Genomic DNA, 14,888 nt, shown 5'->3' with positions numbered 1-14,888 from the left:
TCAACTGTTCTTCGACTTCCGCTTCCTCACGGTGACTAATTTTCATTCTTCTTCCCTCCCTAAACAAACATCTTTTGCAAGAAGCCTTTTTTCGTTTCTTTTAGTAAATCTAACTTACGTTGATGAAGGGTGATGGCTACGTCTAACTTTTTGAAAAACGAGCCAATCTTCACTTGCTCATCAAGTTTTGGACAGAGTAGGTTGACTTCTTTGAGGTCAGAATTGTGTAAATGAACAACGGATTTTCCTTGTGCTCGTTTCGTCATTTCTTTTTGCTGACTTCCATTTGAGATTGTAAGAGCTAAAAAAGTTGGGTTAAGTTCTGACTTTGTCTTGATGATATTCAAGTCTCCACCTAGAGCAACACCTGAAACATCAACGACTGAGGCTCTTGAGATATCTTCTGGGGTTTCACCAGATGCTGGAACAATGACTTCTCCGCCATTACTGATAACCGACTTTTCTTTCAATTCTGCAAAGGTATCAACCTTTTCAATAACGGTCTCGTATTTCGTATAAAGCCGACCATACAAAATGACAGGGTGCCCTTTTTCTACTAAATCAGCTTTAGAATAGCCATTCCCTTTTGAGAAGCCAGCCATTTCTGATAGCTTACGCTCTTCCCAATCTTCCGTAAATCCTGGGAAACGAATTTCTGGTACTTTTGCTCCGTTTTTAGGGAACATTTTTTGTAAGAATCCTTTTTTCGTTTCCTTCAGCAAATCTAACTTACGCTGATGAAGAGTGATGAGGTTGTTTAGGTTGAAGAAAAACGCACCAATTTCACGTTGTTCATCAAGATTTGGAACCAAGTAATCCAACTCACCAATCGCTGACCAGTTCACATAAATTTGAGTATTTCCTTGTGCCTGTTTGATAATTTTTGAACGTATCATTGGTGCATTAAGCATATGATATAAAAATTGAGAATCATATTTTTTATGATCCGGCTCAATTCTTTCTGTTCGTTGGTTATACACGTAAGAATCGTTGCTATCAATAAGCAAGACACGTCCTATAATATTTCCTGATGCGGTTTTGTCGTTCAAAATCATGGTTAAATCACCTTTATTTAATACACGGTTTCTCGTTTTATCTGTCAATTCTGCACGTATATTTTGGTCTGTATAAACGCTTTGTTCAGAATAACTTCCAATACTGATTACTTTATATTTTCCGCCTTCAACAAATTCAGATTCAATAGATGTTCCGCCGGTAGATTTACCAAATTCTTTTAACTTACGCTGTTCCCAATCATCCGTAAATCCAGGAAACCGAATTTCTGGTTGCGTATCATTGCTCATGTTTGAACACCTCCAACGCACCTTGCAACCACGCTTCATTTTCAGGTGTTGTTTGCAGGGAAGAGATAGCTTCTAAAAGTTCTTTTTCTAGCACTTGCTGTTCTTGTCGTATCTTCTTGATGTCATTTCCGACATGAACCATATCAATTGGTTCTTCTTCTTCGAAAGTATCTACATAGCGTGGGATATTTAAGTTATAGTCATTTTCTTTGATTTCATCAAAGGTTGCCAAATGAGCGTATTTCTCGACATCTTTTCTTTCAGCATAGGTTTCGAGGATTTTTTGAATATTTTCTTCCGATAATTTATTCTGATTTTTTCCTTTGACAAATTCTCGACTAGCGTCAATGAATAATACATCTCGAGTTTGACGATTCTTCTTCAATACAATCACCGTCGTGGGAATCGATGTACCAAAGAACAAGTTCGCAGGCATACCGATCACAGCATAAATACTGCCGTCTTCTAATAATTTTTGACGAATGACCCCTTCTGCAGCGCCACGGAATAAAACTCCGTGTGGTAAGACGATGGCCATGGTACCTGTTTCCTTCAAATGATAGAACCCATGAAGAAGAAACGCAAAATCTGCTTTGGATTTTGGCGCTAATTTCCCATAACGATTAAACCGAGAATCATCTAAGAAAGTCGTATCTGCTGACCAGTTAGCCGAATAAGGTGGATTCATCACTACTGCATCAAATGTGTAAGGTTCATCTGTTGGCCAGTCCTTATTCAACGTATCCCCATTGCGGAGATTCATTTCTTCGGCATCTACCCCATGTAAAATCAAGTTCATTTTTGCTAGATTGTATGTCGTTGTATTCAATTCTTGCCCATGATATTTAACGTTATCTGGGTGAGTTAAGTAGTTACGTACGTTTAACATCAATGAACCTGAACCCATCGTTGGATCAAAAACACTAAAGAATCGTCGTTCTTTTTGATCTAACGTCACGATTTGTGCCATCATATCAGAAACCATATGAGGCGTGTAAAATTCTCCTGCTTTCTTCCCTGCTTCTGAAGCAAATTGACTGATCAGAAATTCATACGCATCCCCGATCACGTCCCCATCGTGACCTAAAACTTCTACATCATTTAATTTCTTGATGACTTCGGTAATCGTCACATTTCGTTGTTGCTCATCTGTTCCTAGTTTTTTTGATTGGAGATCCACATCATCAAATAACCCATTAAATTGATTGTAGGTAGATGCCAATTGCACAAAGGCTTTGTTTAGATCATTCAATTGGAACGTTGCTTGTTTTGCTTGATCCGCTAAGACGTTGAAAAGATACTCTGGTGAGATCGAATACCCCAAAATATCAACGATTGTGGCAATCAGGTCTTCTTTTGATTCTTCATCTGAAAGTAATTCACGATACAACATCGTTTGTTTGCTTACTGTGTCATATTCCTCTAAGGATTCATCTGCTAAAAGAACCACTTGTTCCAACAAACGGTCGGATAAATATTTATAGAAAATCAGCCCCAATAAATAATTTTTATATTCTGACGCATCCATTTTACTACGGAGATTATCTGCCGCACTAAATAATTTTTGATTTAATTCTGCACCCAAAAAGATACACTCCTATCTCTTATTTAAAGTTGCTATATACCCTCTTATTTTAGCATACTCCCTTTTAGAAAAAGCAAAAAAAAAGAAAGAAACTTATTCTTGCTAATAAACTACGCGAAAGGAGTCTAACGTTGTTTGATATAACTTAGACTGATCGTTAACTTATTTTTTATATTTCTACATAGTTATCTTTAGAACCATTTCAGATACATATGAAACAATTACATATGATTTTTTCATAAAAAAACAGTACTGTCTAGTAGTATAAAATATACAAATTTCTTAAAAATTTTTTCACTAAAATCACTACCTGAAACAGTCTAAAACACTTATATATCAACGTTTAATGAGACTATCTCCGTTTCATTTCAGATACAAATAAATATAGTCGGGCTCCAAATCCGAAAAAAAAATACCCCCAGTAGCTTATCCTAAGCTACTGGAGATGTATAAGTACGGTCATATAACAACGGGGTGGGGTAATTAATAAAAAGATGGAAAAACCGTTATTCAATAACTTTTTTAAATACTTCGTTGTAATCAGTTACCTGTCCGTTCTTAAATACCACAGAATAATCTTTTTTCCCATTTTCAAGTAACCTAAGTGGGATATCTTTACCAACTTGCTCTGTAACTGCATTACTGATACCTGTTAGATTAGCTAATAAATCTGATAAAGATTGAGCATCAGTCGGAATCTCTGTATCAGTATTTATCGTTATTCCCTTATCTTCATTTACAAGTTTCCAAGTAGGTGGTATAGCCGCGTATGTTTTTATGAACGTATCAATTTTTTTATCTACAGTTTGTCTTGATATTGTATCGTTTTTCTTTTCTACCTTACCAATTGGACTCTCATCTTTCGTAGTCCTATAAAGAGTGGCTGTTGATAAGTGTTCATCCAAATTTACCAACACAGTTAATTTATCTTTTTCACCGTCAATAGGCATGAACGTTATATTGCTTATTCCCGTGGTTTCCTTTAATTCTGGAATCGCTTTAACTAATTCATCTTTTGATATCATGATTGAACGAAATGTAGTTGAATCAAATTTTTTATGTCTTAGAGTATACTTAAAATCCACCATTTCACCATTTTTTTGTAGTTCTATTACTCTGTCTTCAGTTATTTTAAAATTATAGTCTACAGGAATTTTCTCAGCAGTTCCTGACCAATATCCATAGAAATCTTTATCTTTATTTCTACAACCTGATAATTGAATAACCAGTATAGTTCCTATAACCAAAAATATACCTGTTTTTAAATAATTCTTTTTCATCATAAAGCTCCTCTTTTAAAGCATTTAATCAACAATGTAAGAACCCAATTTTTAAAGCTCTTTAAAAACAATTTCCATCAATTATTATAACATTATTTTTCTCATCTATATTAGTATTTTATTTACAGGGAATCAAAAAAACTCCTTAGTAAGCTTACACCTTTAGGAGTTCCTGTTTGGACGGTATACATAATACATTTAAATCAATTTAACATTAACACCTCAGTATATGGTATCTCTACATATACACGGTCTTTCTTTGGATAGTACTCGACATTTATATTGATAGCACTTCCATTGTCTAACGTAGCTTTAGCCCGGTACGTGTTATCACCATTATCATGAGTGATCGTCACATCATCACATGACCGATTTAAGTTATACTGTTCTTGTAAAATCTGAGTTACCAATGGTTCAGATGACTTCTCTAGTCCAGATGAACCCGTCATTCTTGAAAAAATTATACCTATAATAGCCAAGACAACAATACCTATAATGACAAACTTCTTGTTCATATTTACTTTATTCAACTTTTTATCTCCTATCTCCAAAATAATTTGCTCTTATCCCTCTCATCAGTACATTGACATCCCTAAAAGTACACCAAAGATTGCTCCAGCTACCCCTGCTATCATCAAAATCGTACCCATTTTCTCATCTTTTTCTCCATATAAGTAGCCCATAATAACAGCAACAGCACCAAATACAACAGGAATAAATGCTAACGATACTACCATAGAAACCCAACCAATAATCAAATACAGCTTCCCTGTCTCTTGTCCATGTACGATTTGTTCCTTCATTTCACTAAATGTCTGCTCAGTACTTTTCTTTACTTCGTCTGCTCCAGTTGTCTCATCTGTTTCTTGTAATGCTCCGCAAAACTGGCAATACTTACTTTCATCTGTTAATTCTTTACCACATTTTCTACAATACATGTCTTCTCCTCCTAAAATCATTCAATTGCTTATTAGTTAACTGTTTACTTTATTAAACACATCAGAAAACAGCTCGTTTATTGGTACACTTAATATCTCAGAAAGCATTTTCATTTGATAGGGTTTAGGAATCGTTCTCCCTGTTTGCCACGAACTTACACATTGCTGTGTAACATTCATTTTTTTGGCTAACTCAGTTTGAGAAAATCCTTTTTCTTTTCTGTATCGGCTGAGATTACTTACTTTTTTCATGATTCTCCCCTCCTGTTTTATTATATACAACAATATGATGTATTTCAACTCATAAAATATATAAAAACTTCAAATATCATTACAAATACAACAACTTGTTGTATTCTACTGAGAAGGGGGGTGTATTAATGAAACAGAAACAATATGCAAAGGTCATTAGAGAAAAGCGAAAAGCTCTCGGGTGGACACAAAAAGAATTAGCTAAAAAAATCTTCTCTACACAACAGGCAGTAGCAAGATGGGAAAATTCTGTAACAGAACCTAACCTCGATAGCTTAACAGCTCTTTCTAGAGCCCTAGGAACCCCTGTAAGCCATTTTCTAGACAATGTTGTCGTAGATTATGAGGAAGAGTTTTTGGCTCTCTATCGTTCTCTTAGCACTGAAGATGCAGTTCGAACAATTGACTATATGAAGCTATTAAAAAGGCAAGAAAATGAACGCAATCAGCTATTGAAAGATTGAAAAATAAATAACCCACCGAACTTTAACGGTGGGTGTATTGAGATGAAATAAGATTAAGAGCTATGGATAACCTATCTAGTTTAATACAATTGGGTCTTTTCTCTTCCTTACTCTCCGTCCATCATCTCTTGTTACACTTGTAAATTGATAAAGAGGAACTAATTCAACTCCTGATAATATCAATTCTTTTATTACTTCATCTATCCCTGCTCCTTTTGCTAGGTAGACTAAAAAACTACTACTTGCTTTCACATTGTATAGTCTCTTAATATCCTTAGAAGCTCGTTCAAGAGTGAATCCTTGTTTAACAAAGTAGCCTCTGTTTTCTTTTAAAGCATTTTCCACGCTGTTATTCCCAACATTACGTAGACGTTCACAAACAGTGTTAGTAAGTTCTTTCTCTGTCATTATATATGTTCCTTGCCACGATAAGCCCTGTAAAACTTCATGTGCTTCATCTAAAATCAATTGTTTTTCCTTGCTAAGTTCTGATCGGGAATTTTGAGGAAATACTCTTTTAGCCTCTTTTTCGTTAAAACATATCTTAACCCATTCATAAGAAAAATATTGATATGTAAAATGAAATTTTTCCAGAAGTGGAAGGATATCTTCATTCAATTTTTGAATCACAGAAGTTGCATTAAAAACGTCTAATCGATAGACATTGCTTCTCTTATGATTAAAGTTTCCTAACGCTTTCTCTTCCTTTAACCTATTTAGGTATTCGAGCATCTTCAAAGGAACATCTTCATCATCTAATTTTTTTATCAATCCTATAAAAGTCATAAGTGATAGTAACTTATTACATTTATCTATGTCATAAGTTTTACCATAGTAAAAACTCATTTTTTTAGCTAATTGTTCCCCCGACAAAATACAAGTCACACTTTCCTTACTATAATCAAAAAAATTAACATCAGAAAGCAAGACATCATAGACACGTCGCATTTCCTCTAGATAATTCCTTATTGTCCTGAAAAGTTTGTCTTTCATTGATTCAAGAGTGTCAAAAAGTACTTTTGATTCCTCTTTCAATTTTCGAAAATGTGTAGGATACAAGTCTAGGTTCTCTAATAGCCAATTAAATGTTTCTACCCGACTGTCTTTCTTTAAAATTAGCATCACAACTCCAATAAAATTTTCACTGATATCACAATTACTGGAATGACAATAAAAAATGGAATGCCCAGTTTTACTGGTAAAAATACTAGCAGAGGGATTATGATCGTTGTGAAACAGACATCTTAAGTTTTTACTTGACTTAAGTAATTTATTCATATCAATGGTTAACAATCTTTCATAAATCTCATTAAAAGACATGTCGGAGGAATCAAACAGGCAGTCTTTAAACCACTGTTTCATTTCTTCTTTGTCGTCATTTTTTATCAACTTAACAAAATCGGTTTCATTGACTAGTTCATACTCTCTCCCTGAATCACTTTGACAATTTTTAGAACATGTCATGGTAAAATCAATCGGAAGCTCAGTAATATCTAACATGTTGTCTTCATTAATTATTATCACTGCATCTGACTTATATCCTCCAAAAAACATTCTATTCGAAGCATTTACATTGTCATCACACCCGGGGATGTTCTTTTTCAAGTATTCGTAAACAGCAACCATTTTACCATAGTCAGTAATTGCTTCTTTTAATAGAAAGACAATCTTGTATTTTTCTAGATTTTCAGAGTACCGAATACTTTTTTGTATCGCAAACGCAGAATTATGAACTAAATTGATAGATAAAACCTTTTCTATGCTTAAGTATCTACTATCATCTTTACTCAAATCTACTACCTTCCCCTTCTCATCTTTAACAGTGTTATCAACATCCAGAATAATTACTCTGGTTTCCACAAAACTCTCCTTGTCATTGCCTTTATTCTTTGTCTTGCTTGGAATAAATGATTGTGATGAATTTAGTATCTCTACAAACTCATCTCTTGTAACTTCTCTATAGTTATCTAAACACCTATCTCTTACATCAGTTTTTTCTTTTTTTGTAACTGGCTTCTCTAATAATTTTTCTTTATCTACATAAATTGGAATATTAATCATTGATGTTTCCATTTGTGTTTCCTCCTTATAAAATTCTGTTAAAGACTAAAACATACAGATAATAAAAACAAACTCTTTATTACTATATGTTTTAGTCTTATTTGTTTACTCAACCTTTATACCGTTCCATGAAACTATCAATATCAGATTTTTTGAATCTAATGACCGTATCAATTTTTATAACAGGTAACCCGTATTGAGAAACATATTTTCTAATCGTTCCTACTGATACACCTAGATATTCACTTGCCTGCTGATAGTCCATATACTCTAGAGTGACTCCAGAAATAATGTCTTCTAGCATAGGCTTTAGCACTGTAATTATCTCTTTCACTTGTTGTTCAACTTGTATAGAAACAATGCTATCAATGATTTGTAGAGACATATTTTCCCCTCCTTTCGTGATTGCTTGAACAAATTTTCTAAGAATTATCTTCGTATTTTTTGCTCAAAATAAAAGTATTTTGTTATTAACCGATTAATCAAACAAAAAATGATTACCAGTTCATCGACATACACATAATACCTCGACGAAAAAGGGGTGTCAATAGTTTTGTTAAATTTATTTACAACACCCCTTTTTTAAGGTATACTAATTTTAGGAGGTGTGGTCAATATGATAAAGCGTCCACCAATAAATTATTTAGAACGAAAAAAGATACTCGGAACAAAAATAAAAGCTATAAGAAAGAGTAAAAAATTAACACAACCAGCATTTGGTCTTATGATTAACAACGGTCAATTGATTGACAAAAAAACTATCTACGAATGGGAAAAGGGAACCTATTTACCAATACCAGAGCGATTATCCCGAATTGCTGATTTGGGAAATATGAGTATAGAGGAGTTAGTTTGTGGCAATGTAGAAGAATATATTTTGGGAATTATTCTTTATAGAGATAGCATTGTACTAGATGGTATAACATTTCCAGATAAAAACCTGTTCCAGCATCTTCGTCAACAGTTCCCACCAGTACACTCTAATTTAGATACATGGCTGGATAGATATTCCAAATTAGAACCAGAGATGCAAGAATTTATTGCTAACAAGACTTGTAATAAAGTTAAAAATGAAAAAATTAGTCTTTTCAATATCTTAAAAATAGAAGAATTATTCATCAATGCTATTGTAGAAGAATTTGACAATAACATTCTTTTCCTCACTAGCAGTATAGAAGAACTACTAGAAAGAATGGTAGATGAATGGCTACCTATTCAATTGAAAGACATGTCTTATCCCGAAGAAGCTGTGAGAGAAATTACTGATAATATAAACAAGCTAGAACAAACGATTTCATCAATTGGGAAAAAATACACTAAGAAAAAAATGAAGGGAGGTGATACCATCTAGTGGTAAGTACTCCTTGTAAACTAAGAGGAGATGATTTCATGGCAAAAATATCAAAGTACAAAAAGAAAAACGGTCAAGTGGCGTGGATGTATAAAGGACACATTGCCACCGATCCACGAACTGGTGAAAAAATAAATACTACGAGAAGAGGTTTTAGTAGCAAACAAGAAGCTCAAAAAGATTATGACGAGTACAGACATCAAATATTATACGGTGTTAAAAAGAAAGCACCTGATATGACATTTGAAGACCTGTATAATGAATGGATAACTCATCAGCGTACCAGTGTTAAAGCTTCAACAATCGCAATCTCAGTAAGATACGCAAATAATCAAATACTTCCAGCATTTGGTAAGCTTAAACTATCGAATATCTCTGTCCCATATTGTCAAAAAGTGGTAGATGAATGGCACAGTAAATATGAAAGTTACGATTATATGAGAAAACAGACTGCACAAATTTTACGCTACGGGGTTGCAATGCAATATATTGACAATAATCCTATGGAAAAAACACTTCTTCCACGAAAAAAAGAGTATGAGAAAAATCGTAAATTTTACTCAAAAGAGGAGCTTAATAATTTACTGGATGCTTTTAAAGATTTTGGTAACATGAAACAATACGCCTTCTTCAGATTATTGGCATACACAGGTATGAGAAAGAGTGAAGTACTCGCTTTACAGTGGAAAGACATAGACACGTTTAATAAAGAACTACATGTCAATAAAACTCTTGCTGTAGATGAATTTGGTAAAGTTATAATTCAATCTCCGAAAACAAGAGCTTCTAGACGAGTTATCTCTTTAGATACTGAGACTCTTTCTATCCTCAACAACTGGAAATTACAGCAAAAAGAAGAGTATTTAAAACTTGGATACAATACTAGCTCTAAAGAGCAACATGTTTTTACAACAGTTAAAAACACTCTATACATTCCAAACACTGTTAATGATTGGTTAAGATATATTTTGAAAAAATATAACTTGCCTCGTATTACACCTCATGGGTTTAGACATACACATGCTAGTTTATTATTAGAAGCAGGAGAATCTGTCAAGGTAGTTCAACAACGATTAGGGCATGAAAATAGTAAAGTGACATTAGACATCTATGCACATATTACAAATAATGCACCTAAGAAAACAGGTCAAGACTTTGCTGATATGATGGCTCATCAGTAAAAGAGCTGGTCAAAATCTGGTCATTTCTAGTATACAGGCAAAACAAAAAAGCTAGAACCCTTATATATCAAGGGTTCTAGCTCCTATAACAGGTTTACCCAACACTGCCTTCCATCTCATAACTGATCAATCGGTTGAGTTCGACTGCGTATTCCATTGGTAGTTCTTTGGTGAATGGTTCGACGAAGCCCATGACGATCATTTCAGTGGCTTCGGCTTCGGTCAAGCCGCGGCTCATTAGATAATAGAGTTGTTCTTCTGAGATTTTTGAGACTTTGGCTTCGTGCTCAAGAGAGACTTGGCTGTTGTGGATCTCGTTGAATGGGATCGTATCGGATTTGGATAACTCGTCCATGATGATCGTGTCACATTCGATGTGGGAAATAGAACCTGGGCTGTTTTTTGCAAAGGTTACTTGTCCACGGTAGTTTACTTCACCGCCGTCTTTTGAGATTGATTTTGAGACGATCGAGCTTGAAGTGTTAGGTGCATTGTGGATCATTTTCGCTCCTGTGTCTTGAACTTGGTTGGCTCCGGCGAATGCGATTGAAAGCATCGTGCCGCGTGCGCCTTTCCCGTCTAAGTAAACGCTTGGGTATTTCATTGTTGTTTTTGCGCCTAAGTTGCCGTCGATCCATTCGACTGTGGCACCTTCATAAGCTTTTGCCCGTTTAGTTACTAGATTGTAGACATTGCTAGACCAGTTTTGGATCGTTGTGTAGCGGCAATACGCATCTTTTCTGGTAAAGATTTCGACGATTGCGGCATGTAGACTGTTGCTGGAATAGGTTGGCGCAGTACAGCCTTCGACATAGTGGATGCTGGCGCCTTCGTCTACGATGATCAGTGTACGTTCGAATTGTCCTGTGTTTTCTGCATTGATCCTAAAGTAGGTTTGCAATGGGACATCGACTTTCACGCCTTTTGGTACATAGATGAATGTACCGCCAGACCAAACGGCTGAATTGAGAGCAGCTAATTTGTTGTCTGTTGGTGGAACAAGTTTTGAAAAATATTCTTTGAAGAGTTCTGGATATTCTTTTAAGGCAGAATCTGTATCTGTAAAGATGATCCCTAACTTTTCAAATTCATCTTTCATGTTATGGTAGACGACTTCTGATTCGTATTGGGCAGAAGCGCCGGCTAAGTATGCACGTTCTGCTTCTGGTATACCGATTTTTTCAAAGGTTTCTTTGATTTTATCTGGAACATCTTCCCAGTCACGTGCTGGCTTGTCACTTGGTTTTTGATAGTATTTGATGGCATTGAAATCAATGTCTGATAGATCGGGTCCCCAACTTTGCATTGGCATTTTGTTGAATGTTTCTAGTGATTTCAAGCGAAATTCAAGCATCCATTCTGGTTCGCCTTTGATTTTAGACATTTCGCGAACAACTTCTTCTGTTAGTCCTTCTCCTGTACTAAAAACTGGTTCTACATCATCGTGAAAACCAAATTTGTATTCTTCTAATTCTGGTACGCCCATGTTCTCACTCCTCTTCCTTATGGTAATGATGGAAGGTTGCAGTACCGTCTTCTTCCATTGCTTTTCCTAAAGCTTTCCAGCCTAAAGTGGCACATTTGATTCTGGCAGGAAATTTAGCAACACCGCTTAGCATCGCTGCATCTCCTAACTTATCTAGGTCTGCTACTTCTTTACCTTGAACAAGTTGTAAAAAATCAACGGCTAACTTTTCGGCTTCTTCGACTGACTTCCCGATGACTGCATCTGTCATCATAGATGCACTGGCTGTGCTGATTGAACAGCCGCTGCCATCAAATGCGATATTCTTGATGATTCCTTCGTCAACTTCGATCTGCAGTTCGATGACATCGCCACAAGTGGGATTGTTCAATTCGATCTTGCTGGTTGATGCGCTCAACGTTCCTCGGTGATGGGGATGGGAGGAATGATCGAGGATGACTTGGCGGTAAAGATTGTCTAGTTTAGATAGTGCCATGTTGGAAAAACTCCTTTGTTGCGAGAATTGCATCGACTAAACGATCCGCATCTTGTTTTGTATTGTAAAAGTAAAAGCTTGCTCGTGCAGTGGCTGCGACTTGTAGATATTTCAGTAACGGTTGCGCACAATGGTGACCTGCTCTGACCGCTACTCCTTCCATGTCAAGGGCTGTTGCCACATCATGCGGATGGAGACCGTCAAGATTGAAGGCAATCACACCTGTACGTTTCGCTGGATCTTGTGGACCATAGATCGTTAGCCCTTCGATTTGTTGTAATTTTGGCAACACATAAGCGACTAACTCTTCTTCATAGTGATGGATGTTCTCCATGCCTATTGCTTCTAAATAATCGATTGCATGGCCTAGAGCAATTGCTCCTGCGATATTAGGTGTCCCTGCTTCAAATTTCCATGGGAGTTCTTTCCAAGTGCTGTCATACAACTCGACAAAGTCGATCATTTCTCCGCCAAATTCAACGGGTTCCATTTGTTCCAGCCATTTTCTTTTGCCATACAATACACCGATACCTGTTGGCCCACACATCTTGTGTCCGCTGAAAGCAAAGAAGTCACAATCAATTTGTTGTACGTCAATTGCCATATGTGGTGTAGATTGCGCGCCATCGACTACTAGGATGCCGCCTTGTTCGTGGATCATTTGTGCCAGTTCTTCAACTGGATTGATGACACCAAGGACATTTGAGACATGAGCAATCGATACGATCTTTGTGTTGCTGTTGATCAGTTCTTTGGCTTTTTCCATATCTAAAAAGCCTTCTTCCGTCAACTCGATATATTTTAAGCTTGCGCCCGTTTTTTTTGCTAATTGCTGCCAAGGAATAACATTTGAGTGATGTTCCATATAAGAAATCAAGATCTCATCACCTTCATGGATAAACTGTTCACCAAAACTTCGTGCGACCCAATTTAGGCTAGTGGTTGTTCCACGAGTAAATAGTACTTCCGCAGTTTCAGAGGCGTTGATAAAGCTTCGCACTTTTTCTCTTGCGGCTTCATATGAATGCGTGGCACGCTCGGCTAAAGTATGCACTCCACGATGGACATTGGCATTCTCATGTTCATAATAATCTTTCAAGGCGTCTAAAACAGCTTTTGGTTTTTGGGTGGTGGCCGCATTGTCTAAATAGACAAGGGGTTCATCATTGACTTCTTGAAAAAGAATGGGAAAATCTTGTCGGATCTTGTCTGCTGAAATCATGCTTTCAACTTCCCTTCGATAACTTCCACTAATTCTTTTCGCACGGCTTCTACTGGAATAGCTGTTAACACTGAACCTAAGAAACCACGAATGACTAAGCGTTCGGCTTCTTCTTTGTGTAGTCCGCGACTCATTAGATAGTACATTTCTTCTGGATCGACACGCCCGACACTTGCAGCATGTCCTGCAGTTACTTCATTTTCATCGATCAACAAGATCGGATTGGCATCTCCTCGTGCTTTATCTGAAAGCATCAATACTCGGCTTTCTTGTTGTGCATCTGCACCTTTTGCACCTTTTAAGATATGACCGATCCCATTGAATGTTAAGGCTCCTCTTTCTCTGATCACGCCGTGTTGCAAGATATGGCCAATCGTATGAGGTGCTTTATTGGTTACCCGTGTATCGATCCCTTGTGTTTGTTTTCCGGAACTGATTGCCACGATCTTCACTTCTGCGTGTGCCCCTTCTCCTACTAGATCAGAGTCAAAATCTGCGATCACATTGCCATCGTTCATGACACCGATTGCCCAATCAACTGTGGCATCGCGCATGATGTATCCTCGGCGATTCATATAAGAAGTGATGGATTCACCTAATTGATCGACTGCTGAATATTTCACTTTTGCACCAGCTTTAGCGATGACTTCAACAACGATATTTCCTGATACTTTTTTCAATTCTTCCCCTGTGGTTTGGAATCGTTCCAAGTAAGAAAATTCACTATGCTCATCGGCTACAATCAGCACATGCTTAAAGTAATGTTGTGCAATGTCGCCAACTTGGAAAAATAGTGCTTCGATTGGTTCATCGATCACCACATTTTTAGGGACATATAAAAACAATCCGGTATTCATGAAGGCCGCGTGCAAAGCGGTCAATTGGTCTTCATCCATCTTTACAGCTTTTTGCATGTAGTATTCTTTGACCAAGTCAGGATGTTCTTGCAGTGCAGTGAACAGATCGGTAAAAATGACGCCTTTTTCAGCTAATTCAGTTGATAATTGTTCAAATGTTGTCCATGTACCTTGTTGGACGAGCACTGGATTATCTTTCATCTCATCAAATGCAGCTACGTTGCCTGCTTCACTGTATTGATCTGCCATGTCTTCGATATCGAATAGTGGCCAACGATGGAATTTTACACGATCGATATGGGGAAGTGGTAGTTCATCGGCTTTAGCTAAGGCCTCTTGGCGAAATTTAGTCATCCATTCAGGTTCGCCTTTGCTTAAAGAAAAATTTGTGACAGCGTCAAGTTGTTCGAGCCATTTCTTCTCTTTCATGTC

14 protein-coding genes and 1 pseudogene are annotated in these 14,888 nt (G+C 36.6%); 3 read left to right on the top strand and 12 right to left on the bottom strand.

Features of this window, described 5'->3' with window-relative positions; translation table 11 throughout:
• Positions 1 to 59 precede the first annotated feature (59 nt).
• The 6 genes and pseudogenes from FGQ66_RS09120 to FGQ66_RS09095 all read right to left on the bottom strand — a co-directional run bounded on the left by FGQ66_RS09120 (position 60) and on the right by FGQ66_RS09095 (position 5,359).
• Positions 60 to 1,304 (bottom strand): restriction endonuclease subunit S, encoded by a 1,245-nt coding sequence (locus FGQ66_RS09120; RefSeq protein WP_138302244.1) that lies wholly within the window; start codon positions 1,302 to 1,304, stop codon positions 60 to 62.
• Entirely contained in the window at positions 1,294 to 2,889 is a 1,596-nt protein-coding gene (locus FGQ66_RS09115) for a type I restriction-modification system subunit M (protein ID WP_044383147.1), read from the bottom strand. Before FGQ66_RS09115 ends, FGQ66_RS09120 begins: the two co-directional genes overlap by 11 nt.
• A gap of 506 nt (positions 2,890 to 3,395) precedes the next feature.
• Positions 3,396 to 3,689: pseudogene (locus FGQ66_RS15820) on the bottom strand (hypothetical protein); the annotation flags it as partial.
• A 683-nt stretch (positions 3,690 to 4,372) separates the two neighbouring features.
• Entirely contained in the window at positions 4,373 to 4,699 is a 327-nt protein-coding gene (locus tag FGQ66_RS09105) for a hypothetical protein (protein ID WP_034691945.1), read from the bottom strand.
• 45 nt (positions 4,700 to 4,744) lie between these two features.
• Positions 4,745 to 5,107 (bottom strand): zinc ribbon domain-containing protein, encoded by a 363-nt coding sequence (locus tag FGQ66_RS09100; protein ID WP_081134540.1) that lies wholly within the window; start codon positions 5,105 to 5,107, stop codon positions 4,745 to 4,747.
• 36 nt (positions 5,108 to 5,143) lie between these two features.
• A complete protein-coding gene (locus FGQ66_RS09095) occupies positions 5,144 to 5,359 on the bottom strand; it encodes a helix-turn-helix transcriptional regulator (RefSeq protein WP_002404111.1) in 216 nt (71 codons plus the stop codon).
• 128 nt (positions 5,360 to 5,487) lie between these two features.
• On the opposite strand from FGQ66_RS09095, the gene FGQ66_RS09090 reads away from it, so the two are divergent.
• Entirely contained in the window at positions 5,488 to 5,823 is a 336-nt protein-coding gene (locus FGQ66_RS09090) for a helix-turn-helix domain-containing protein (protein ID WP_002354523.1), read from the top strand.
• Between the two features lie 75 nt (positions 5,824 to 5,898).
• Here the strand turns inward: FGQ66_RS09090 and FGQ66_RS09085 are convergent, their stop codons facing one another.
• Positions 5,899 to 7,896: a hypothetical protein gene (locus FGQ66_RS09085; protein ID WP_138302243.1), complete on the bottom strand. Its 1,998-nt coding sequence runs from the start codon at positions 7,894 to 7,896 to the stop codon at positions 5,899 to 5,901.
• 97 nt (positions 7,897 to 7,993) lie between these two features.
• Entirely contained in the window at positions 7,994 to 8,269 is a 276-nt protein-coding gene (locus FGQ66_RS09080) for a helix-turn-helix domain-containing protein (protein ID WP_002287723.1), read from the bottom strand.
• Positions 8,270 to 8,500: 231 nt separating this feature from the next.
• On the opposite strand from FGQ66_RS09080, the gene FGQ66_RS09070 reads away from it, so the two are divergent.
• Together FGQ66_RS09070 and FGQ66_RS09065 are read left to right on the top strand one after the other, a co-directional pair.
• Positions 8,501 to 9,235 carry a helix-turn-helix transcriptional regulator gene (locus FGQ66_RS09070; protein WP_002287709.1) on the top strand — a complete coding sequence of 245 codons (735 nt, stop codon included), beginning with the start codon at positions 8,501 to 8,503 and terminating at the stop codon, positions 9,233 to 9,235.
• 38 nt (positions 9,236 to 9,273) lie between these two features.
• Positions 9,274 to 10,416 carry a tyrosine-type recombinase/integrase gene (locus FGQ66_RS09065; protein ID WP_002287705.1) on the top strand — a complete coding sequence of 381 codons (1,143 nt, stop codon included), beginning with the start codon at positions 9,274 to 9,276 and terminating at the stop codon, positions 10,414 to 10,416.
• Positions 10,417 to 10,510: 94 nt separating this feature from the next.
• Here the strand turns inward: FGQ66_RS09065 and sufB are convergent, their stop codons facing one another.
• The 4 genes from sufB to sufD are packed head-to-tail and all read right to left on the bottom strand — an operon-like array spanning position 10,511 to position 14,885.
• Complete coding sequence (gene sufB, locus FGQ66_RS09060) at positions 10,511 to 11,902, bottom strand: Fe-S cluster assembly protein SufB (protein ID WP_104660664.1); 1,392 nt, start codon at positions 11,900 to 11,902, stop codon at positions 10,511 to 10,513.
• A 4-nt stretch (positions 11,903 to 11,906) separates the two neighbouring features.
• A complete protein-coding gene (sufU, locus tag FGQ66_RS09055; RefSeq protein WP_113845315.1) occupies positions 11,907 to 12,377 on the bottom strand; it encodes a Fe-S cluster assembly sulfur transfer protein SufU in 471 nt (156 codons plus the stop codon).
• Positions 12,364 to 13,599, bottom strand: coding sequence for a cysteine desulfurase (locus FGQ66_RS09050; protein ID WP_138302242.1), 1,236 nt, complete (start codon positions 13,597 to 13,599; stop codon positions 12,364 to 12,366). Before FGQ66_RS09050 ends, sufU begins: the two co-directional genes overlap by 14 nt.
• A complete protein-coding gene (gene sufD / locus FGQ66_RS09045) occupies positions 13,596 to 14,885 on the bottom strand; it encodes a Fe-S cluster assembly protein SufD (RefSeq protein ID WP_138302241.1) in 1,290 nt (429 codons plus the stop codon). The genes FGQ66_RS09050 and sufD overlap by 4 nt, the downstream gene beginning before the upstream one ends.
• Between the last annotated feature and the right edge of the window lie 3 nt (positions 14,886 to 14,888).

It is taken from the genome of Enterococcus sp. BSD2780061688st2 D3, from assembly GCF_005844145.1.
Classification (GTDB): domain Bacteria; phylum Bacillota; class Bacilli; order Lactobacillales; family Enterococcaceae; genus Enterococcus_B; species Enterococcus_B durans.
The sequence above is the reverse complement of the archived record's forward strand: the minus strand, read 5'-3'. Positions and strand labels throughout refer to the sequence as shown.